General features: G+C 66.1%; 18 protein-coding genes. 13 read left to right on the forward strand and 5 right to left on the reverse strand.

Going from position 1 to position 20,280, the window contains the following annotated elements:
* Window positions 1-8: 8 nt before the first annotated feature.
* From GUY23_RS15030 to GUY23_RS15040, 3 genes are all read right to left on the reverse strand, one after another.
* Window positions 9-983 (reverse strand): DUF3027 domain-containing protein, encoded by a 975-nt coding sequence (locus GUY23_RS15030; protein ID WP_166973649.1) that lies wholly within the window; start codon window positions 981-983, stop codon window positions 9-11.
* Complete coding sequence (locus tag GUY23_RS15035) at window positions 983-1,363, reverse strand: cold-shock protein (protein ID WP_166973652.1); 381 nt, start codon at window positions 1,361-1,363, stop codon at window positions 983-985. Before GUY23_RS15035 ends, GUY23_RS15030 begins: the two co-directional genes overlap by 1 nt.
* 456 nt (window positions 1,364-1,819) lie before the next feature.
* Window positions 1,820-2,050, reverse strand: a complete 231-nt coding sequence (locus GUY23_RS15040; RefSeq protein WP_166973655.1) for a hypothetical protein — start codon at window positions 2,048-2,050, stop codon at window positions 1,820-1,822.
* A 76-nt stretch (window positions 2,051-2,126) separates the two neighbouring features.
* On the opposite strand from GUY23_RS15040, the gene GUY23_RS15045 reads away from it, so the two are divergent.
* The 3 genes from GUY23_RS15045 to GUY23_RS15055 all read left to right on the forward strand — a co-directional run bounded on the left by GUY23_RS15045 (window position 2,127) and on the right by GUY23_RS15055 (window position 7,438).
* A complete protein-coding gene (locus GUY23_RS15045) occupies window positions 2,127-4,271 on the forward strand; it encodes a helicase-associated domain-containing protein (RefSeq protein WP_228282412.1) in 2,145 nt (714 codons plus the stop codon).
* Window positions 4,272-4,579: 308 nt separating this feature from the next.
* A complete protein-coding gene (locus GUY23_RS15050) occupies window positions 4,580-5,647 on the forward strand; it encodes an IS110 family RNA-guided transposase (RefSeq protein ID WP_166969435.1) in 1,068 nt (355 codons plus the stop codon).
* A 156-nt stretch (window positions 5,648-5,803) separates the two neighbouring features.
* Entirely contained in the window at window positions 5,804-7,438 is a 1,635-nt protein-coding gene (locus GUY23_RS15055; protein WP_166973657.1) for a DNA repair helicase XPB, read from the forward strand.
* Window positions 7,439-7,526: 88 nt separating this feature from the next.
* On the opposite strand, the gene GUY23_RS15060 is transcribed toward GUY23_RS15055, so the two are convergent.
* Together GUY23_RS15060 and GUY23_RS15065 are read right to left on the reverse strand one after the other, a co-directional pair.
* Entirely contained in the window at window positions 7,527-9,203 is a 1,677-nt protein-coding gene (locus tag GUY23_RS15060; RefSeq protein WP_166973660.1) for an ABC-F family ATP-binding cassette domain-containing protein, read from the reverse strand.
* A gap of 92 nt (window positions 9,204-9,295) precedes the next feature.
* On the reverse strand, window positions 9,296-10,264 hold the full coding sequence (locus tag GUY23_RS15065; RefSeq protein WP_166973663.1) for an EamA family transporter: 969 nt from the start codon (window positions 10,262-10,264) through the stop codon (window positions 9,296-9,298).
* Between the two features lie 241 nt (window positions 10,265-10,505).
* On the opposite strand from GUY23_RS15065, the gene GUY23_RS15070 reads away from it, so the two are divergent.
* The 10 genes from GUY23_RS15070 to pspAB all read left to right on the forward strand — a co-directional run bounded on the left by GUY23_RS15070 (window position 10,506) and on the right by pspAB (window position 20,152).
* A complete protein-coding gene (locus GUY23_RS15070; RefSeq protein WP_166973666.1) occupies window positions 10,506-11,099 on the forward strand; it encodes a CGNR zinc finger domain-containing protein in 594 nt (197 codons plus the stop codon).
* A 15-nt stretch (window positions 11,100-11,114) separates the two neighbouring features.
* Window positions 11,115-11,816, forward strand: a complete 702-nt coding sequence (locus GUY23_RS15075) for a hypothetical protein (RefSeq protein ID WP_166973669.1) — start codon at window positions 11,115-11,117, stop codon at window positions 11,814-11,816.
* A 221-nt stretch (window positions 11,817-12,037) separates the two neighbouring features.
* Entirely contained in the window at window positions 12,038-12,796 is a 759-nt protein-coding gene (locus GUY23_RS15080) for a response regulator transcription factor (RefSeq protein ID WP_166973672.1), read from the forward strand.
* A 30-nt stretch (window positions 12,797-12,826) separates the two neighbouring features.
* Entirely contained in the window at window positions 12,827-14,656 is a 1,830-nt protein-coding gene (locus GUY23_RS18855; RefSeq protein ID WP_166973675.1) for a sensor histidine kinase, read from the forward strand.
* Window positions 14,653-16,821, forward strand: coding sequence for a S1C family serine protease (locus tag GUY23_RS15090; protein ID WP_166973678.1), 2,169 nt, complete (start codon window positions 14,653-14,655; stop codon window positions 16,819-16,821). Before GUY23_RS18855 ends, GUY23_RS15090 begins: the two co-directional genes overlap by 4 nt.
* Window positions 16,822-17,005: 184 nt before the next feature.
* Window positions 17,006-17,293: a WXG100 family type VII secretion target gene (locus tag GUY23_RS15095; protein WP_166973681.1), complete on the forward strand. Its 288-nt coding sequence runs from the start codon at window positions 17,006-17,008 to the stop codon at window positions 17,291-17,293.
* Between the two features lie 168 nt (window positions 17,294-17,461).
* Window positions 17,462-18,211, forward strand: a complete 750-nt coding sequence (locus GUY23_RS15100) for a PspA/IM30 family protein (protein WP_166973684.1) — start codon at window positions 17,462-17,464, stop codon at window positions 18,209-18,211.
* Window positions 18,208-18,492 carry a PspA-associated protein PspAA gene (gene pspAA / locus GUY23_RS15105; protein WP_166973687.1) on the forward strand — a complete coding sequence of 95 codons (285 nt, stop codon included), beginning with the start codon at window positions 18,208-18,210 and terminating at the stop codon, window positions 18,490-18,492. Before GUY23_RS15100 ends, pspAA begins: the two co-directional genes overlap by 4 nt.
* A gap of 85 nt (window positions 18,493-18,577) precedes the next feature.
* On the forward strand, window positions 18,578-19,489 hold the full coding sequence (gene htpX, locus GUY23_RS15110) for a zinc metalloprotease HtpX (protein WP_166973690.1): 912 nt from the start codon (window positions 18,578-18,580) through the stop codon (window positions 19,487-19,489).
* Between the two features lie 63 nt (window positions 19,490-19,552).
* Window positions 19,553-20,152, forward strand: coding sequence for a PspA-associated protein PspAB (pspAB, locus tag GUY23_RS15115; RefSeq protein ID WP_166973693.1), 600 nt, complete (start codon window positions 19,553-19,555; stop codon window positions 20,150-20,152).
* Window positions 20,153-20,280 lie beyond the last annotated feature (128 nt).

The following is a 20,280-nucleotide window of genomic DNA, read 5'->3' on the forward strand; positions in this document are numbered from 1 at the left end:
CGAGGAGGTCAGCCCTCCTGGAATTCGAGTTCGCCGGAGTAGTCGTCGACGACGGCCTCGGCCGGATCATGGCTGGGTTTGTGCACGTCGGTCTCCGAATGGGCTCCGCACCCGGATTCGAGTCCGACGACGCGTCCGTCGAACGGCGACCAGGCGTTGGCGCAGACGCCGAACTTCTGCCGCAGGGATCCGGCGATCGGCATGAGGTAACCGCAGGATCCGCAGTGCGCCGAGGCGCGGGAGGCGAACTCGCCGTCGGGTCCGGCGTCCGAGTCCGCCCACCGACTGGCGGCGGCGGAGAGTCCGTCGGAGGACAGGACGCGTTCGCGCCCGAGACCGAACTCGAAGTTCTGGATCTGATCGATGTTGTCCGCCGAGTTGTCCTCGGTCTGCTGGAAGCCCGGCTGCAGGTTCGGGTCCTTATCCAGCTTGGGCAGGGTGTCCTTCGGCGTCATGTCCCCGGGTTCGAGGCGTTCTTCCCACGGCACCCATTCGGGCGCGGTCAGCGCGTCGGGCCCGGGCAGCAGAGCCGTCTCGCAGACGGTGACTTTCTTCGCGCGCGGGGCGCGGGCGAGCACGGCCACCCAGCGCCAGCCGCGGTAAGTCGGATCGGTGCACACGAAGTAGTGCGTGACCAGGCGGGTGCCTTCGGCCACGGTGCCCAGGTGCTCGCCGACGACGGCGCTGCCGGCCACCTCGGCGATGGCGGAGCGGGCGATGTCGATCGCCGCGGCCAGCTGGGTGTCGAGCACGATCTTCTCGGTGCCCGCGCGCTTTTCCGTGCCCGCACGTCCGCGTGAGGACTTCGTCCCCTTCGCCGAGGCGGCCGCCTCCGCGTCGGTCGATGCGGCACTTCCAGCGGCGGCCGCGGCGTCGTTCTCGGCGGTGGGCGTGGCATCATTCTCGGCGGCACCTGCGGCATCGTTCTCGGCCACGGGCGCGGCGGTCTGCCGGGCCAGCCAATCACTGAACAGCGATGACATCAGGACTCCAAATCGTCGGCTATCGCCCGCAGCAGGCTGGCTACCTTGTTCCCGTGCGTGGGATCCGGGTAGCGGCCGTGCTGCAGTCCGTTGTTGAGGTCATCCAGTACTTTGATGACATCCTCAACCATAACCGCCATGTCCTCAGCTGGGCGTCGGCGGGCCTTGGAGACTTTGCTCGGAGTGCTCAGCGGGCGGGCTTTGAGCACCTGTGCTCCGCGGCGGGAATCGACGACGTCGTATTCGAGTCGGGTGCCCTTGGTGACCTCGAGTCCCTCGGGCAGCACGGAGGAGTGGAGGAAGGCCTGGGAGCCGTCCTCGGCGACGACGAAGCCGAATCCCTTGTCGGTGTCGAACCATTTCACGCGTCCGGTAGGCATGATGTCCTTTCTTCTGGCGCCCGCCGCTGAGGCGGGCCGTTCTGGTGCCCGCCGCTGGGGCGGGCTGTGCTGGTGTCCGCCGCGGTGGGCGGGTAGTGCTGTTGTCTGTCCGACTAGGTGGGCGGGCGGTGTCGGTGTGGGATGGCGCCTGATCTGCTGGATCGTCCGACCGACACGAGGCGCGGACCCGCGCATATCCATGGGCCCATTCAGACTCGCGCAGGCTCGCTCGGTTCGAAGGTGCGCGCCGGCGCTCCAGGTGGCGCGTCACATACTCGGCGATGCTGCGGGAGCGGGCGGCCGCCTCGGCGAGGGGACCTGACTGAGCATCCCGATCACTGTGACCTGGCTGCTCGGTCGAGCCCGGCTGCTCGGCGCGGCCGGTCCGATCACTCGGTCGGGGCGGATCTCACGGGGATCGTTCCGCTCACCGGCCCGGAGGGAGAAGCGTTGGAATCAGCTGCGGCCCACCTCGGTCTGTCTGCGTCTGAGCGCCGCACGGACCATGGCCACGCAGGCCAGGACGACGGCGATGGGGACGAGGATCATGGGCAGATAGGTCAGGAACGGGCTGGGTGACATTCCCATCCAGGCCTGGCCGAGCACGCCGATGAGGCCGAGCGCCCCGATGGCGGCGGCGGCAACCGCTGCGACGACTATGACCGTGTCGACTCGATTGGCTGACAATGCGCGTCCTTCCTGAAGTTCGCAGTTCCTGTTTCTCTGCCCCTCCAGTGTACCCCTCGCGATAGACTGAGCGACGATGTCCATGACCTTCAGCCAGTGGCTGTCCCACAGTTCTGATGCCGAGTTCGAGTCCTTCGTCCGGACACGACGCGACCTCCTCCAACCCGAGTCACCGACGATCGGATCCCTGGCCGCGGCCGCGTCCTCGCGCGTCGGGGTCGCCCGCGGCATCGAGGCGCTGGATGCCGACGAAATCGACGTCTACATCGCCCTTGCCATGGCCGCCCGCACGACTCCGGAGATCGCAGTCGGTGACAATGCCCATATCGATCCCACCCGCGCCGAGGCGGCCCTCCCCCGCCTGCGCGACCTCGGCCTGGTCTGGCCGACGTCCGGGTCCGGTTCGGAGTCGGGATCGGTCGCCGCGCAGCCGGGCGATCGCGCCGCCCTGCTCGCCGCGCAGCCGGTCTGGCGGATCCAGTCCGAGGCCATCACGCTTCTGCCCACCTCGGCGGCCGACTCTGCGCGCACCCGCCCGTGGCAGATCGATCCGGCCACGGTCGATGCGAGCACCGCAACGATCGGTCAGGCGCTCATCCACAATTCCGAACAGGCCGCCGTCGCCGAGGTGATCTCCTCCCTGCGCGGGCTCGTCGACGAACTCTCCGCGACCCCGATCTCACGGCTGACCAGCGGCGGAATCTCGAAGCGGGATGTCTCTCGGCTTGCCCGCACCCTCGATCTCGGGCTCGAGCAGACGATCACTCTGCTGCTGGCCGCGAAGTCGCTGCACCTCATCGGCGTGCTCGATGATGCCCTCGACCCGCAGTGGACGGCCGCCGATGACGCCGAGTCCGCGCTGTCGTCCGATCGTGCCGAACTCTGGGCAGCACTGGTCGGCGCGTGGCTGCGCGAGTCCCTCGACGTCACGCAGCTCGCGGCCGGGGCGAGTGAGAACGAACGGCTGACGGTGCTCGCCGCACCGAAGAAGTCCCTGTTCAAGGGCCATGGACAGTCGGTGCCGGCGATGCCGCTGCTGCGCCTGACCGTCCTCGAAATCCTCCACGACATCGGTCTCGGTTCGGCCCGTTCGGCGGGGTGGGTCCATGCCGAGGTGCTGCGCCGCCGGCCCATGATCCAGGCGCATGAGCCCGCGATGACCGAGGCGGTTCTGCATACGTGCGTGAGCTTGGGTCTGGCGACCACTCCCCTGCAGCAGCCCGACCATTTCGGGCCCAGCCGCTTCGGGGTCAGTCTCTCCGCAGGACTGGACGCTGCCCTGGTCGAGCATGCGAAGCAGGATCCGTCGATCGCACCGTTGGGCGTCGCCGTCGATGCCCTCGAGGTCCCCGGTGACGTCATCGCCGCGGTGTCCGACGGCCTCGGCGACGAGGTCGACACGGTGCTCATCCAGTCCGATCTCACCGCCGTGGCGACCGGTCCGATCGAACCGCGGGTCCATCACATCCTGCGCAGGTACGCCGTCGTCGAGGCCCGCGGGCAGGGCACCGTCTACCGCATCGACGCCGAGACGATCGAGGACACGATGCAGTCGGGGGTCAGTGCCGAGGATGCTCTGGCCGAACTCGCCGGCATCAGCGCCGAAGAGCTGCCATCGACTCTGGACTTCCTCGTGAAGAACACCGCGTCGAAGCTGCGGCGGGTCCGCGTCGCCGGTGCCCGGGCCGTGCTCGTCGTCGACGACCCGGTCGACCTCGATGTCATCCTCTCTGACCAGGCGATGCTGCCGGCCGGTCTCGAGCGGCTGGCACCGACGGTCGCGATCGCCCAGCTCGGGCCCGAGCGGACCATGCACCTGCTCGAAGCCGGTGACCATCACGCGCTGCTGCATTCGGCGACCGGAACGGTGCGCCGGCGGAAGGTGATCACCCAGTCCGAACCCGAGGTCAATGTGCGCAGGCGTCCGCGGGTCAGTGACGGCCACCTCGGCGAATACATCCGCATCCTCCGGTCGGCCCCGACCGGGGCGCAGGCGATGGCGAGCAGCGATGAGCCCCTGGGGCATATGGATCGGCTGCGTGAGGCCGCCGAGGCGAAGCGGCGGGTGGTCATCCGGATCGCGGATTCGCAGGGCCGCGAGCGCACCATCGAGATGCTGCCGGCAACGCTCAACGCCGGTCGGGTGCGCGGGACGGTCACCTCCACGGGAGCCGAAGCATCCCTGTCGATCGCCCGCATAGTCAGCGTCGACCCCTCCTAATTACTACTGTGAGGATTGATAGTGGCTGGTCTGGGACTGGCTGGCAGAGTAGGAACTGACCGTCCCATCGATCATCATGACTCGAATTACTGCTGACTCAGACGATGTCATCGTCAGGATCTGTCTGATGATCGGTGGGCGGTCGGCCCCGGCTCGGCCCACATCGGTAACTTGATCAGAAGGTTGTCCGTTCCTGACCGAACGTGACTCATCACAGTAGTGTTCCGACGTGACTATCTCCCGGACCGGAGCCGACCGTTCGACGGTCGGACATCATCCGCTCTAACACGGGAGAATCACGAACCGTCATGACTATCATCTCGCACTTGTACGCGTTTGTCGTCGGCGTCGACACACACGCGAAGAACCACGTCTACGCCATACTCACCAACCGCGGTGAGCACCTCGATACCCGCGAATTCCCGACCACGAATACTGGCCTGGCACGCGCGTTGGACTGGGTCGGGCGTCGCACCGGCGGGCACCTGGACACCCTGTGGGTGATCGAAGGCATCGGCACCTACGGAGCGATCCTGGCCGAGAACGTCGCTGAGGCTGGGTATACGGTCGCCGAGGCCGCGAGCATGAGTGCCCGCGACCGTCACAGCACGGGTAAGGATGACCAGATCGACGCCCGCAGAATCGCGACCACCGTCCTGCCCTTGGAGCAGTCGCGGCTGCGCGTGCCCAGACAGGCCGATGGGCCGCGTCAGGGACTGCGGATCCTCGTGGGTGCCCGCGAGTCCATGACGCGGGAGAAGACCCGCACCATCAACGCGCTGACCGCGTTGTTGCGGGCGAACGATCTCGGTATCGATGCCCGACGGAAACTGTCAGTCGCCAAGATCCGCACGGTGTCGAAATGGCGGGGCCGGAACGAGCCTGTGGCCCGTTGTGAAGCACGTCGGGAAGCGATCCGGTTAGCCAAACGCGTCATCGAACTCGATGCCGACATCAAGGATTACGCCACACGGATTCTGGCTCTGGTGAAGGACAGTCCTGCCGCTGTGCTGCTGGCCCAGCCGGGGATCGGACCGATCACTGCCGCCGTGTTCTATCTGGCGTGGTCTCATCCAGGACGGGTGCATTCCGAGGCTGCGTTCGCGAAGCTGGCGGGGGTGAATCCGATCCCAGCATCGTCGGGCAATGTGGTGAGATTCCGACTCAACCGCAGCGGGGACCGCCGGTTGAACTCCGCGTTGTACATGGTGGCCATCACGAAGCTGTCCTTCGATGAGGAGACCCGAGCGTACATGGCTAAACGACTTGGGGAAGGGAAGTCGAAGAAGGAGGCTATCCGGTGTATCAAGCGGTTTGTGGCCCGGAGAGTTTATCGGCTTCTCGAGGCGACGAGCGTGGTTGGGCAGGCCGCTTGACAAGCATAGAAGGATCCTGACGGCGGCCCAGCAACCTGGCGCCAGGTTGCTGGGCCGCCGTCAGGTAGCACGGGAGGGAACAATTGGGGCGGGGGACGTGTTGTCCCCTCTGGTGTCTACGCACCTGTGAAGTGCACTCGTGAAATGGGAGTCTGAATGAATGGTCCGCTGATCGTGCAGTCCGACCGGACTGTGCTGCTCGAATCGGGACATCCCCTGGCCGTCGAGGCGGCCGTGGCGATCGCCCCGTTCGCTCAGCTGTCGCGGACCCCCGAGTACATCCACACCTATACGATCACTCCGCTGGGCCTGTGGAACGCCCGGGCCAGCGGTCACGACGCCGAATCCGTCGTCGATGTGCTCCTCGAGTTCGCGAAGTACCCGGTCCCGCACGAACTGCTCGTCGACATCGTCGACATCATGGATCGCTTCGGCGTCCTCACCCTCATCGACCACCCGATCCACGGACTCACCCTGACCTCCACGGAGACGGGTCTGCTCGATGAGCTGGTCGGCCAGCCCGACCTCGTCGGCAAGTTCGGCAAGCGCATCGACGACGAATCCGTCCTCGTGCACCCGTCCGAACGCGGCGAGCTCAAACATGCGCTGCTGCAGCTGGGTCACCCGGTCTCCGACCATGCCGGCTATGTCGACGGCGAGGCGCATGAGATCGCTCTGTCCGATGACGCCCACGGCGGCCAGTGGCATCTGCGCGACTACCAGAAACAGGCCATCGACCAGTCCCTGTCCGGTGAGTCCGGGGTCGTCGTGCTGCCCTGCGGGGCGGGCAAGACCGTCGTCGGAGTGGCCACGATGTCGCGGGTGCAGACGACTACGCTCATCCTGGTGACGAACTCGGTCTCGGCGAAGCAGTGGAAGGACGAGATCCTGCGTCGGACCAGCCTGACCGAGGACGAGATCGGCGAATACTCCGGGTCGACGAAGGAGATCCGGCCGATCACCATCGCCACCTACCAGGTGCTCACGACTCGACGGAAGGGCTCCTACCTCCACCTCGAACTCCTCGACGCCAAGGACTGGGGCCTGGTGATCTATGACGAAGTGCACCTGCTGCCGGCTCCGATCTTCCGACTCACCGCAAGCCTGCAGGCCAGGCGCCGGTTGGGTCTGACCGCGACGCTGGTGCGAGAGGACGGCCGGGAGGACGAGGTGTTCTCGCTCATCGGACCCAAGCAGTACGAAGCGCCGTGGAAGGAGCTCGAGCGGCTCGGCTACATCGCCTCGGCGAGCTGCCACGAGGTGCGTGTGCGCCTCGACGGCGGAACCCGCACAGCCTATGCCCGGGCCGACGGTGAGGACCGGTACCGCCTGGCCGCGACCTCGGATGCGAAGCTGCCGATCGTCTCCGAACTCGTCGCCGACCATCCGGATGCGCAGATCCTCGTCATCGGCCAGTACCTCGACCAGCTCGAGGAGATCGGGGCCGAACTCGGCGCCCCGGTGCTGACCGGGCAGACCCCGGAGTCGGTGCGCCAGGAGCTCTTCCGCGAGTTCCGCTCCGGTGAGATCCCCGTGCTCGTGGTCTCGAAGGTCGCGAACTTCTCTGTGGACTTACCGGCCGCCTCGGTGGCGATTCAGGTCTCCGGCGCCTTCGGCTCGAGGCAGGAGGAAGCCCAGCGACTCGGACGGATCTTGCGCCCGAAGGAGGACAGGGGTTCCGCGACGTTCTACACCGTGGTCGCCGCCGACACCGTCGACGAACACTTCGCCGCCCAACGCCGCCGCTTCCTCACCGAGCAGGGATACAGCTACAACATCGAGGTCCGCTGACCTTCCTGCTACCTGACGGCGGCCCAGCAACCTGGCGCCAGGTAGCTGGGCCGCCGTCAGGTAGCAGGTAGAAGCGGAGGAGCTGGGATCATCGGGAGCGAGCCACACGCCCCTCTTCCCAGACTGGCGTCGTCGACTCATAGACCTCGCCGTCGGACCCGAAGACGAGGAACCGGTCGAAGTCGCGGGCGAACCAGCGATCGTGGGTGACGGCGAGCACCGTACCGTCGAAAGCCGTCAGCGCATCCTGCAGAGCCTCGGCGGAGACGAGGTCGAGGTTGTCCGTCGGTTCGTCGAGGAGCAGCAGTGTCGCCCCCGCCAGTTCGAGCAGAAGGATCTGCACGCGCGCCTGCTGCCCGCCCGAGAGCGACTCGAAGGTCTGCTCGGCGGCACCGGCGAGTTCGTAGCGGGCGAGCGCCCGCGAGGCCGGTTCCCGGGGAAGTCCGTTCCGATGTTCGTCCCCGCGATGGAGGATGTCGAGCAGAGTGCGACCATGCAGATCCGGTCGGCCGTGCGTCTGCGCGAACCAGCCCGGACGAACTCTGGCTCCCAGCTTCACCTGACCCGAATGTTCGACCGGGGCGATCTCGACGTCGGAGACCGGACGGTGCTCCGTCTCCGGGTCGGTGCCGCCAGCGGCGAGCAGCCGCAGGAAGTGGGACTTGCCCGAGCCGTTCGAGCCGAGCACTGCGACCCGGTCCCCGTAATGGACTTCGAGGTCGAAGGGCAGCATGAGATTCGTCAGTTCGAGGTCGTGTGCTCGGATGGCGATCTTCCCGGTCCGCCCGCCTGCCAGGCGCATCCCCAGATTCTGCTCGCGTGGCATCGCCTCGGGAGGCCCGGCGGTCTCGAAGCGCTCGAGCCTGGTCTGGGCCGCCCGGTATCGGGACGTCATGTCCGAGTTGTATGCGGCCTTCTGCTTGTACATCTGCACCAGCGCGCGCAGCTTCGCATGTTCCTCGTCCCACCGCTTGCGCAGCTCTTCGAGACGGTCGAACCGGGACTGTCTGGCCTCGTGGTAGCTTTCGAAGCCGCCCGGGTGAGTCCAGGCGGTGTTCCCGGCGGCCGAGAGTTCGAGGGTGATGATCTCCGAGGCGGCCCGGGCCAGCAGCTCACGATCGTGGGAGACGAAGAGGACGGATTTGTCGGTGTCCCGCAGCTGGTCCTCAAGCCACCGTTTGCCCGGCACGTCGAGGAAGTTGTCCGGTTCGTCGAGGACGAGGACATCGTCGCCGCCGCGCAGCAGGGCCTCGAGGATGAGCCTCTTCTGCTCCCCTCCGGACAGGGTCGCAGTCGCCCGGTCCCGGCACCGATCGAAGGGCATTCCCAGCGCCGAGGTGGTGCAGGTGTCCCACAGCACCTCCGCTTCGTATCCTCCGACTTCACCCCATTCGCCGAGAGCAGCAGCGTAGGCCATCTGCACGTTCGTCGAATCCCCATCGGACCCGAGCAGACGTTCCTCGGCCCGTCTGACCTGGGCGGCCGCCTTGCGGATGCGCTTCGGCGCCACCTCTTCGAGCGCCTCGGCGATGGTGCCGGCGGTGATGAACTGGCGCATCAGACCGACGCTGCCGGTGTGGGAGACGGAACCTTCGTCCGGGGCGATCTCCCCGGTCAGCAACCTCAGCAGGGTTGTCTTCCCTGCCCCGTTGGCACCGATGAGTGCGGCTTTGGCCCCATCACCGACACGAAACGACACCCCACCGAGGAGCGGTCGGCCGTCTGCGAGTGTGTACGAGACGTCATTGATCTCTATATGGCCCATGGAGACAACCTATCAACGCTTCTTCCCAGCGGACACGCCCCGGACTACCTGACGGCGGCCCAGCAACCTGGTGCCAGGTTGCTGGGCCGCCGTCAGGTAGTAATAAGGGAGGGTTCGGCGTCGGAGCGGGCGACGACCTCGCGGCGGGCGACGCGAGCGGCCAGGCGGGCCTCGCCCCACTTGATGAACCCGACGCCGCCGAGGATGAACACTCCGCCGAAGAGCTGGATCGGTGCGGGCATCTCGAAGAGCACGAGCCAGGCGACGATGACCGAGAACGGCACCTCGACGAGGTTGACGAAGGATCCGACGGTCGCCCCGACGTAGCGCAGACCGAGGATGCCGGTGATGTAGGCGCCGACGGTGAAGCCGATGATCATCGCCATCGGCACGATCCACGACATCGACACTCCGCCGAAGTCCACGTCGGCGGCCACCGCGCCCCACGGCATGACGCCGATGAGCACGATGAGCGACATCGCCAGCGCCCCGATGCCCATTCCCAGCCCGGTCAGGGCGACCGGCGGGATCGTGATCGTGTCCTTCGCCGAGACGAGGAAGTAACTGGCCAGGCACACCGCTGCGGCCATTGCCATGACCACGCCGAAGATGCTGATCGACGATCCGCGGAGGTTGAGCACGAGCATGAGTCCGATCATCGAGACCACGACCCCGATGAACGTCACCGTCGCCGGCCTGGTCCGTGTGCGCGCCCAGATCCAGAACACGATGAGCATCGGCGCGGTCATCTCGAGCAGCAGTGCCACGGCTACGGTGAGGTGTTCGACGGCGACGAAGTAGAACCCCTGCACGCCGGCCATCGAGACCAGCCCGTAGGTGACGACGGTGCGCCAATGAGTGAGGACCTCGCCCCAGCGTCCGTGCAGAGCGATGAGGGTGGGGATGAGGAGCAGCACCGCTGATCCGGCCAGTCGGATGAGCACGACCGCGCCCGGCGTCCACCCGATCGCGTACATCGTCTTCGCGATCGGCCCCGACACCGCGAAGAAGAACGCGGAGGCAAGGGTGAGCAGGAACCCCAGAACGACGGTGCGACTCATGACTGACCTCCTGAAGTGGTGAAATGTGGGTGGGTTGGCCGGCGGAGGATCCCCGTTGAGGTGGCCCGACGCAGGTGATTCCCCTCGCCGAGGCGGCTCGTCGTTCGGTTCTGCCGCATCGTGTCCTCCCCGTGGAGGTGTGGCTTCGCCGTTCGTCGCGTGGTTTCAGTATCGACTCCGGATCTGAAATGAGTCAAGTGCATTTTGGTACTTACATCTGTGTGGCAGTATGGTTCCCGACATGGCTTTCATCTATGACATTCGCGCGAATCTCACGATGCTCGTCGACCTCCTCAACACCTCCGAGGTCGTCGCGAGGGATGGCGACGAGCTGACGACGGCTGCGAAACTCCGCGAATTCGCGGCCCGGCACGACTTCTCGGGCCCACTGACAGCCACGAAGAGCGACGTCGAGGAGACCCTGCGACTGCGCGAACGATTCGCCTCAGCACTCGATGCGAGCATCCTCGCCGAGACCGATGATGAGGTGGAAGCAGCCACCTCGGCGGTCGTCGACGAGATCAATCTCACACTCAGCGACTCCGGTTCTGTGCCGCAATTGGTCAAACACGACCACTGGGACTGGCATCTGCACGCCACGGGCTCCCAGGCGAGCCTGGCCGATCGCGTGGCCGCCGATGTCGCCCTCGTCCTCATCGACCTCATCCGCTCCGGCGACCTCGATCGCCTCGGCCGCTGCGCAGCCGAGGACTGCCGGGCCTATCTCGCCGACTTCAGCCGCAATCGCTCGAAGCGCTTCTGTGATACCGGCGGCTGCGCGAACCGCACCCACGTCGCAGCCTTCCGCGCCCGCCACGCCGAGACCGACCACTGACCCAAGGGGCCGACCATGTCACTGCAGCCGCTGCGCCTCACCGGCGGGACGAAGTTCACTGCCGGTCTCGCCGGAATCCTCACGATGACGAGCATGGCCGCCGGATGGGGTGTCACCGCGCTCATCTTCCTGCCCACCGGCCCCGGTGAGCCGCTGAGTTCGAAGCTCCTCTACCTCGCTCTCGCGCTCATCACTTCCGTCGCCTTCGTCGTCGTCAGCCAGCTGCTCGTGCGCGCATCCCTCGGTCGATTCCGCACCGGAGGCGGCCTCGCGCGCTTCTTCCGCTATCAGTTAGGGGCTCTCGGGGTCGGAGGCGGGCTCGGCCTCGGCTTCCTCCCCGCAATGCTCGGCGCCGCTCCGGTCTGGTGGGTCGTGTCCATCACCGCCGGCATCGGCCTCATCACCGTCTCCGCCCTGGTTTTCCGTGGCGATCGACGCCGCCCGGTGACAGCGCCACCCCACCCCGGCATCGGTCTGGCCAGCGGTGTCGTCGTCGACTACTGGTCGGGCGCCCTCCCCCGCGGCGCTGCACCGAGCCTCGCAGTGATCCGCTTCGCCGACGAGGCCGGTCGCCCGCGGTTCGCTCGCCACCTCGTCAGACGGAACCCGACAACCCTCGGCACGATGGGGCAGGTCCAGTACGATCGCGGCCGACCGGAGAAGGTCCGGAGCTTCACCAATGGTCGTCCGCCCTTTGCCGAGCATCCACCTCAGTGATACCGAGCCGAACCCACCACGCGCGGCCACCTCGGCGACCATTCCTGAACCCAGCCTGATCGCAAGCGCATTTTTCCCTGAAATCAGCCCTTCGTTCCTGAGAACGAATGCGCCGAATCGGACCTCAATCGACTTTCCTGAGAGTTTTGCAGTGACCCAGTTCACATTGGCATTCAGCTGACTTCCAGTCCGCTCCCAGAAATGGCGCCCAGACTGGAGCCATGACTACAGCACAGAACGATTCCGACATCGAAGCCACCCTGCTCGTTGTCGATGATGAGCCCAACATCCGCGAACTCCTGTCCACCAGTCTCCGCTTCGCCGGCTTCGACGTCGTCTCGGCCGCCAACGGTGCCGAGGCCCTGCGTCTGGCCGAGCAGACCGACGTCGACCTCCTCGTCCTCGACGTCATGCTGCCCGACATGGACGGCTTCACCGTCACCCGCCGTCTGCGCCAGATCGGCATGAACGCTCCGGTCGTGTTCCTCACCGCCCGTGATGACACCTCGGACAAGATCACCGGGCTGACCGTCGGCGGCGATGACTATGTGACGAAGCCCTTCAGCCTCGAAGAGGTCGTCGCCCGCATCCGCGCCGTCCTCCGCCGCACGCACAGTCTCGAGGACGAGGAGAACGCCGTCATCGTGGCGGGCGACCTCGAACTCGACGACGACACGCATGAGGTCCGCCGCTCCGGCATCCTCATCGACCTCTCCCCCACCGAGTTCAAGCTGCTGCGCTACCTCATGCTCAACACCAACCGGGTGCTGTCGAAGTCGCAGATCCTCGACCACGTGTGGGAATACGACTTCGGCGGCGACACCGGGATCGTCGAGTCCTACATCTCCTACCTGCGTCGCAAGATCGACGTCACCCCGGAGACGGACGCCGCCGGCCACCCCGTCGAGATGGAGTGGACCCCGATGATCCAGACCAAGCGCGGGGTCGGCTACATGCTGCGCACACCGGAATCCAAGTAGTCGTCCAAGCAAGGGCGATAGATTAGCTACGTGGCAAAAGAATCCCGTCCCTCCCGCCCCGGCTTCTGGGAAGAGTGGTCGCTGACCACCAAGCTGCTGGCTATCATGATGCTCCTCATGCTGCTCGTCCTCACGGGGACGAGCGCATGGGTGTTGGAGAACCTTCGCGACAGTCTCGTCCAACGCACCGATGAGCGTCTCATCAGTGCCTCGGAGACCCTGGCCAAACAGGCCTATCGTGATGTATTCCAGCCCGCCGAGCTCCAGTCCGGGGACGATGCCGACGACACCGAGGATGCTCCGTCGTCGACGACGATCGATTCGAATTCCTGGGACCAGCTCAAGAGCCTGTTGCCCGGAGGCTTCTATGTGCAGTTCTACAACACCGACGGGGAACCGATCCGCGACCCCGTCGCCCCGGAGCCGCAGAACCAACCGATCCTGCCGAAGATCGATGAGAAGGAAGTCTATGCCCGCAGCGGCGAGCCCTTCACTGTAGCCGGAACGAACTCCCAGTGGCGGGCCCGGGCGATGAAGGTGAAGAACACCGACGTGCTCGTGTCCATCGCGGTGCCCTTCGACCGCGAGGTCGACAACATCAACGAACGCGCTCGCAACACGATGATCGGCATCGGCCTGCTGGCCCTGGCGATGGTCGCCGGCGTCGGCTATTGGGCGATCAACAATACGTTCCGGCCCCTGCGCGACATCGAGAAGACCGCCTCGCGGATCGCCGCCGGCGACCTGTCCCAACGCGTGCCCAGCTATCCGCGCAACACCGAGCTCGGGCGTCTGTCGGCGGCCCTGAACACCATGCTCGGACGCATCGAGGACTCCTTCGACGGGCAGACGAGGTCGGAGAAGCGCATCCGCCAGTTCGTCTCCGACGCCTCGCACGAGCTGCGGACCCCGCTGGTGACGATCCGCGGCTATGCGGAGCTCTACCGGCAGGGGGCGATCACGAAGGAAGCGGACATCGGCAATGCCATGGAGCGGATGGAGTCCGAAGCCAAGCGGATGGGCGTGCTCGTCGACGACCTCGTCGTCCTTGCCCGACTCGACGAGCAGCGTCCCGCAGAGATCGGTCCGATCGACCTGCACAAGGTCGTCCGCGACGCCGCCGCCGATGCTGCCGCCCAGGCCCCAGATCGTGACATCAGCTTCATCGGGCTCGACGGCGAGGACGCCCAGCCTGTGCCGATGATCCGCGGGTCCGAATCGAAGATCCGCCAGGTCATCGTCAACCTCGCCGGCAACGCCGTGCGCCACACCCCCGAGAACACGGCGATCGAGTTCGCCGTCGGCGTCGTCGGAATGCCCGAGGACCCCGGCGCCGAATCTGCCGAGCCCGGCGAGGGCCGTGACCCGCAGGCGAAGGGTCAGAACGGTCGCACCGGGGCGAAGAACGGCGCGAAGGAGAAGTCCCGTGAGCGCGGTTTCGTCACCGGTGGGGTCCGCATCTTCCGCCGCGGCGACTCCGCCGGGAACGATCAGGCCGACGCTCAGGAGCCTGCCGGCATCGTCCCCGACGTGACCGCGGCAGGTTCGATCACGGTCGATGACTCCCTGCGCGGGTTCCCCAATGGTCGTGTCCGTTTCGAGGTCAGGGACCACGGCGAGGGCATCGACCCCGAGGTGGTGCCGCGGATCTTCGAGCGCTTCTACCGTCTCGACGTCTCCCGGACCAGGGACACCGGCGGATCCGGGTTGGGTCTGTCGATCGTCAAGGCGATCGTGGAGAACCATCACGGCGCGATCTCCGTCCATGAAACCGAGGGCGGCGGTGCGACGTTCCGCATCGATCTGCCCATCTCCGAAACCTCCGAGACCGCTGCGGACACACGAAAGGACGAGCGATGAGCGACAACATCAACCCCCAGGACCCGGGTGAGACGTCCCGCGGTCGAGGCCGGCACGGAGACGACGACCATCGCACCTTCCCGAATCAGGAGGACGGTCGTGGTTCCTTCGCTGACGGTCGCGACCCTTCGACCGATGCCCGCGAGGCCTCGCCCGAAGGCCGCCGCGGTCCGACGGGTGGGGGCTATCGCAGCCAGTCGCCCGAGGTTCCTCGCACCTTCCCCAACACCTCACGTCCGCAGACGAACGGGCCGGCTCGCGTCAGCCCACCCGTCGCACCCCCCGAACGACGCCCCGACGCCGCCTCGTCGGCGCAGGGCGGATACCCGGGCCAGGACAGCCAGTCGGCTTCCGGACGGCCCACTCGGGCGCAGAACCCTGTGGACGGTTCCACCGGACACGGGGGCCAGGCAAGTCAGCAAGGGCAGCCGGGCCAGCAACAAGGTCAGACGGGCCAGCCGAGTCAGGTAGGCCAGTCGGGCCAGATCGGCCAGTCGAGCGGCCAACAGTCAGGATGGCCCGGGCAGCAGCAGACGCGACCACAGCAGGCACAGTCGCAGGCGAGCGGAGCTCGGGAGGGCCAGCCACAGCAGGACGGACTCCAGCAGGGTCAGCCTCAGCAGTCCTCGCCGTATCAGCCGAGTGGTCAGCAGAGAGACGTACAGTCCGGCGCTTCGCAGGGAGACGATGAGCCTCGCTCTCAGCCGGACGGGTATCGGCCGTATGCCGCCGGAGCCGCCGGCGCTGCAGGAGCGGGAGCCGGGTACACCTACGCGAATTCGCCCTACGGCTCACTGGACGCCCGCCAGCCTGGCTCCCAACAGCCTGGCGTACAGCACCCGGGCAACCAGCCCGGTGCTCAGCAACCGGGCACCGGCTCTCAGCAGATGTACGCCTCCGGCTCCTCTCCTTCGGGCATCGGATCTCAGCCGACCGCGGTGGGTTCCCAGACAGGTCCCGGCGGACCCGGAGCACCGGGCGGTCCGGGCGCCCCCGGAGAACCGGGAACCTTCGGCGCACCGGGATTCGGTCCCTACGGATCCGAACAGCCTCCTCGGCGAGAGAAGAAGGGTCCCGGTTGGGGAGCGACGATCGCGATCGCGGCCATTGCCGCCCTCCTCGGCGGTGGGCTCGCCTTCGGTGGGAACTATGCCCTATCGGCGCTGCAGGGCGAAGAGCCGCGCAAGGTCGCGGAGCAGACGATCGAAACACCGGACTGGACCCAGGTGGCAGAGGACACCTCGGGCAGTGTGATGTCGATCCAGGTCGGCACCAACGGTCAGGTCCAGGGCCTCGGTTCGGGCGCTCTCTATGACGATCAGGGCCACGTCATCACGAACAACCACGTCGTCGCACCCGCTGACACTCCCGGCGGAGAAATCTCCGTGACCATGAAGAACGGTGAGACGACGAAAGCCGACATCGTCGGCCGCGACCCCTCCACAGACATCGCCATCATCAAGCTTGAGCAGGTTCCCGATGAGGTCAAGCCGCTGACCGTGGGCGATTCGAAGAAGCTTACGGTGGGCGATCCGGTCATGGCATTGGGCAACCCGCTGGGCCTGGCCGACTCCGTGACAACGGGCATCGTGTCCGCACTCGACCGACCGGTGTCCACGGAGAACATCGGCGAGGACGCGAGCTCGCAGGAGAAGGAGATGACGATCACGAACGCCATCCAGACGGATGCGGCGATCAACCCGGGCAACTCCGGTGGCCCGCTCGTCAACGGCAACGGCGAATTCATCGGAGTCAACTCCGCCGCCGCGTCGCTCAGCCAGGCCAGTGAGGGCGAGCAGTCCGGCTCGATCGGCATCGGCTTCGCGATCCCTGCCGATCAGGCGGTGATGATCGCCGATCAGCTCATCGCCAACGGCAAGGCCCTGCATCCGTTCCTCGGCATCACACTCACCGACGGACACATCAACAACGGGGGCATCAGCAAGGGCAGCGCAAAGGTACAGTCCGTCGAGGGCGGTTCGCCTGCGGCCAAGGCCGGCATCAAGGACGGCGACGACATCGTCGAAATCGGCGGAACCAAGGTGAACAACGCGATCGCGCTGCGCGCCCTCGTCCGGGCCCAGGCGGTGAACAAGCCTGTCGAGGTCACCCTGGTGCGCGGCAGGCAGGAGCAGAAGGTCGACGTCACGCTCGTGCTGAAATAGGCGCTCCCCGACTCCGACGTTCGAACCTGGGGACTCAGCCGCGACTTACTCGCACAGGGGGTGTGGACAGCCCAACGCCGTCCACACCCTCTGCCTCTGTCCTTGTGCCGTTTCCATGCAGACTCCGAGACTGGCGCCATCCCACCCGACCGCGGCGGGAGGTTTCCGACGAACAGGAGTGATCATGAGTTTCGAAGTCGACGCCGAACGCGTCCAGTCCGCCGCCAGCACCGCAGCCGGAACATCACGCAATCTCGTCTCCGAGTCCGACACGATGATGCGCAACCTGCTCGCACTGCAGGAATGCTGGCGCGGAGCCGCAGCACAGAACTTCCAGGCCGTCATCAACCAGTGGAAGGATGCGCAGAGACAGCTCATCGAATCCCTCGACACGGTCCACGGGGCACTGACGACCGCGGCCCGGCAATACACCGAGGTCGAAGCCGCGAACTCGCGTCTCTTCGCACCCTGACGGGCAGTCGTCGGTCTCTTCGTTCTCGTATCCGGCGTCTGGCAAACTATCAGCCTTTCTCAGTAGACTTGGGAGCGATAGTTCGCGGCGGTGTTGGCCGAGAATCTCCGGACCGGAGTGGATCGGGTTGGCAACGTCGGGTCAAACCAATGCAGGAGTCGACTACGGATGAGTATCTTCCAACGGATCGCGACGATCTTCGGTGCCAAGGCCAACAAGGCCCTGGACAAGGCCGAGAACCCCAACGAAACCCTTGACTATTCGTACCAGAAACAGCTCGAGCTGCTGCAGAAGGTCCGCCGCGGTGTTGCCGATGTCGCCACCAGTCGCAAGCGTCTCGAGCTGCAGATCAACCAGCTCGAACAGCAGCAGAACAAGCTGTCCGGTCAGGCGCAGAAGGCCATGGAGATCGGTCGTGAGGATCTCGCTCGCGAAGCACTGACCCGCAAGTCCGGGCTCACCCAGCAGATCACCGATCTGCAGAGCCAGCACGAAGGACTGCAGGGCGAAGAGCAGAAGCTCACCCTCGCCTCGCAGCGCCTCCAGGCCAAGGTCGATGCCTTCCGCACCAAGAAGGAGACCCTCAAGGCCACCTACAACGCCGCCGACGCACAGACCAAGATCGGCGAAGCGTTCTCGGGCATCTCCGAAGAGCTCGGCGACGTCGGACTCGCCGTCCAGCGTGCCGAGGACAAGACCGCTTCCCTGCAGGCACGTGCCGGTGCCGTCGACGAACTCCTCGCCTCCGGTGCCCTCGACGATGTCACGGGTACCCAGAAAGACGACATCACCGCACAGCTCGACTCCCTCTCCAGCGACAACGACGTGGAGATGGAACTGCAGCGGATGCGCGAGTCCCTGCCGGCCGGCTCCGAGAAGCAGGACCAGAAGTCGCTCGAAGGCGAGGATCAGCAATGATCATCCGCATCATGGGCGAAGGACAGTTCGACGTCGCCCACGTCGACCAGGACCTGCTGCAGAAGTATGACAACCAGGTCGAGGACGCGGTGAACGCCGGGGACGAGGAAGCGGCCCGCACCGCGCTGAGCGGCCTGCATGAGTACGTCACGGCCAATGGCCAACCGGTCGCCGATGACTACCTCGGCTCCTCCGATGTGGTCATCCCGTTCGTCGATGCCACCTTGGCCGAGATCGCCGAACTGCTCACGGGCGAGGGCTTCATCCCCGACCCGGCCTGAATCCGAATACTGCAATGATCAACCCGGCCCATTGTCTTCGCTTGAGACGGTGGGCCGGTTCTGCCACACCCAGAGAGGAACGGCGATGAAGAACCGCTTCGTCAAGGACAACGGACTGACCATGCGGATGGGATGGACGATCTTCCTCAACGGGCTCATCTACGTCATCCTCATCCTCGCGATCTGGTGGATGTTCGGCCAGAACATCCCCGGCGTGATCTTCGCCGTCGTCGTCAGCGCCGGAGCGTTCTTCTTCCAGTGGTACTTCTCCGACAAGATCGCCATGCGAGCCATGGGCGGCAGGGAGGTCACCCCCGAGGAGGCTCCCGAGCTGCACACGATCGTCGACCGTCTCTGCCAGCTGGCCGACTCGACGAAGCCGCGAGTGGCGGTGTCGAATTCCTCGATCCCCAACGCCTTCGCCACCGGCCGCTCCCCCGAACGCTCGGTGGTGTGCGTGACCCGCGGTCTGCTCGAAAAGCTTGATCGCGACGAGGTCGAGGTCGTCCTCGCTCACGAACTCTCCCACGTCGCGCACCGTGACGTCACCGTGATGACCATCGCCGGAGTCACCGGTGTGGTCGCTGCGCTGATGATGCGCGCGGGCTACTACATGAGCTTCGGCCGGTCGAACAACAATAACAACGGCGTCCCGATCCAGCTGCTGTTCATCCTCGTCGGAGCCGTCGTCTACGGGATCTCGTTCGTCCTCATCCGTGCACTGTCCCGATACCGTGAACTCGCCGCCGACCGTGCCGCAGCGATCCTCACCGGTGCACCGTCGACCCTGGCCTCGGCGCTGACGAAGCTCAGCGGGGACATGAGCAAGATCCCGGAGAAGGATCTGCGCTCATCCGCCTCGGCGAATCATCTGGCCCTCATCCCGGCCATCAGCGGCAAGGCGGCCTTCGGTCAGCTCTTCTCCACCCACCCCTCGCTCGAGAAGCGACTCGAGCAGCTGGCGAAGATCTCTGCACAGCTCTCGCGCCCCGAATGAGCATTCCCGCCACTGCGCGCACCTGCACCGCCCCCGACTTCACCACTCTCGACTAGGAGTTCCATGGGTTTCTTCGACGCACTGCTCGGCCGCACCAAGCCGAAACGGGCCAACCTCGACGACCTCTTCGCCCTACCGCCTGCCGCACTGACGCTGCAGGCCGCCACCGGCTTCACCCCGACCGGCGTCGGCGCCGTCGCCTTCCGCCAGGTGGAAGGGGCCGCCTTCCAGTCGGCCGAGTCCGAGAGCGTCGCCCTCATCAGCTCCGACCCGTCCGCCTCGGTGCGGCAGGAGAACGACGGCTACGGGTTCACCTGGCAGGTCGTCGCCGATGCGAACGCCGAGGTGGTCAACCTCGTCACGAACATCCACGCCGTGAACTCGGCGCTGGTCAGTCAGGGGTTCGACACGATGCTGCTGTGCACCACCGTGTACTTCGTCCATCCCGACGGGCGGCGCATGGCACTGGTCTACCAGTACAAACGCGGCACCTTCTACCCGTTCGTGCAGGCGGGTCCGAAGCAGCGGGACAATCCGCTCGAGATCCAGGTCAAGGGAGTCCTGTCCGGTGAGCTGCCGTTCGAGGAGGACACCTCGAACTGGTCGGCTCTGTGGGACGCTCCCGGCATGAACGACACTCCGGGAGCTGCCGAACTGCGGTGAACGCGCCGGTCGCGTGCGGGCAGGGAACCGGCTGCGTCAACTGGTAGCGAGCTTCCTGCCCCGCGGCTAGTCGACTCCGGTCGCGATTTCCGTCTCCCTCGGCGGGCCTCGAATCCGGTAGCGGAACC

The sequence above is a fragment of the Brevibacterium atlanticum genome (genome assembly GCF_011617245.1).
Classification (GTDB): Bacteria; Actinomycetota; Actinomycetes; order Actinomycetales; family Brevibacteriaceae; genus Brevibacterium; species Brevibacterium atlanticum.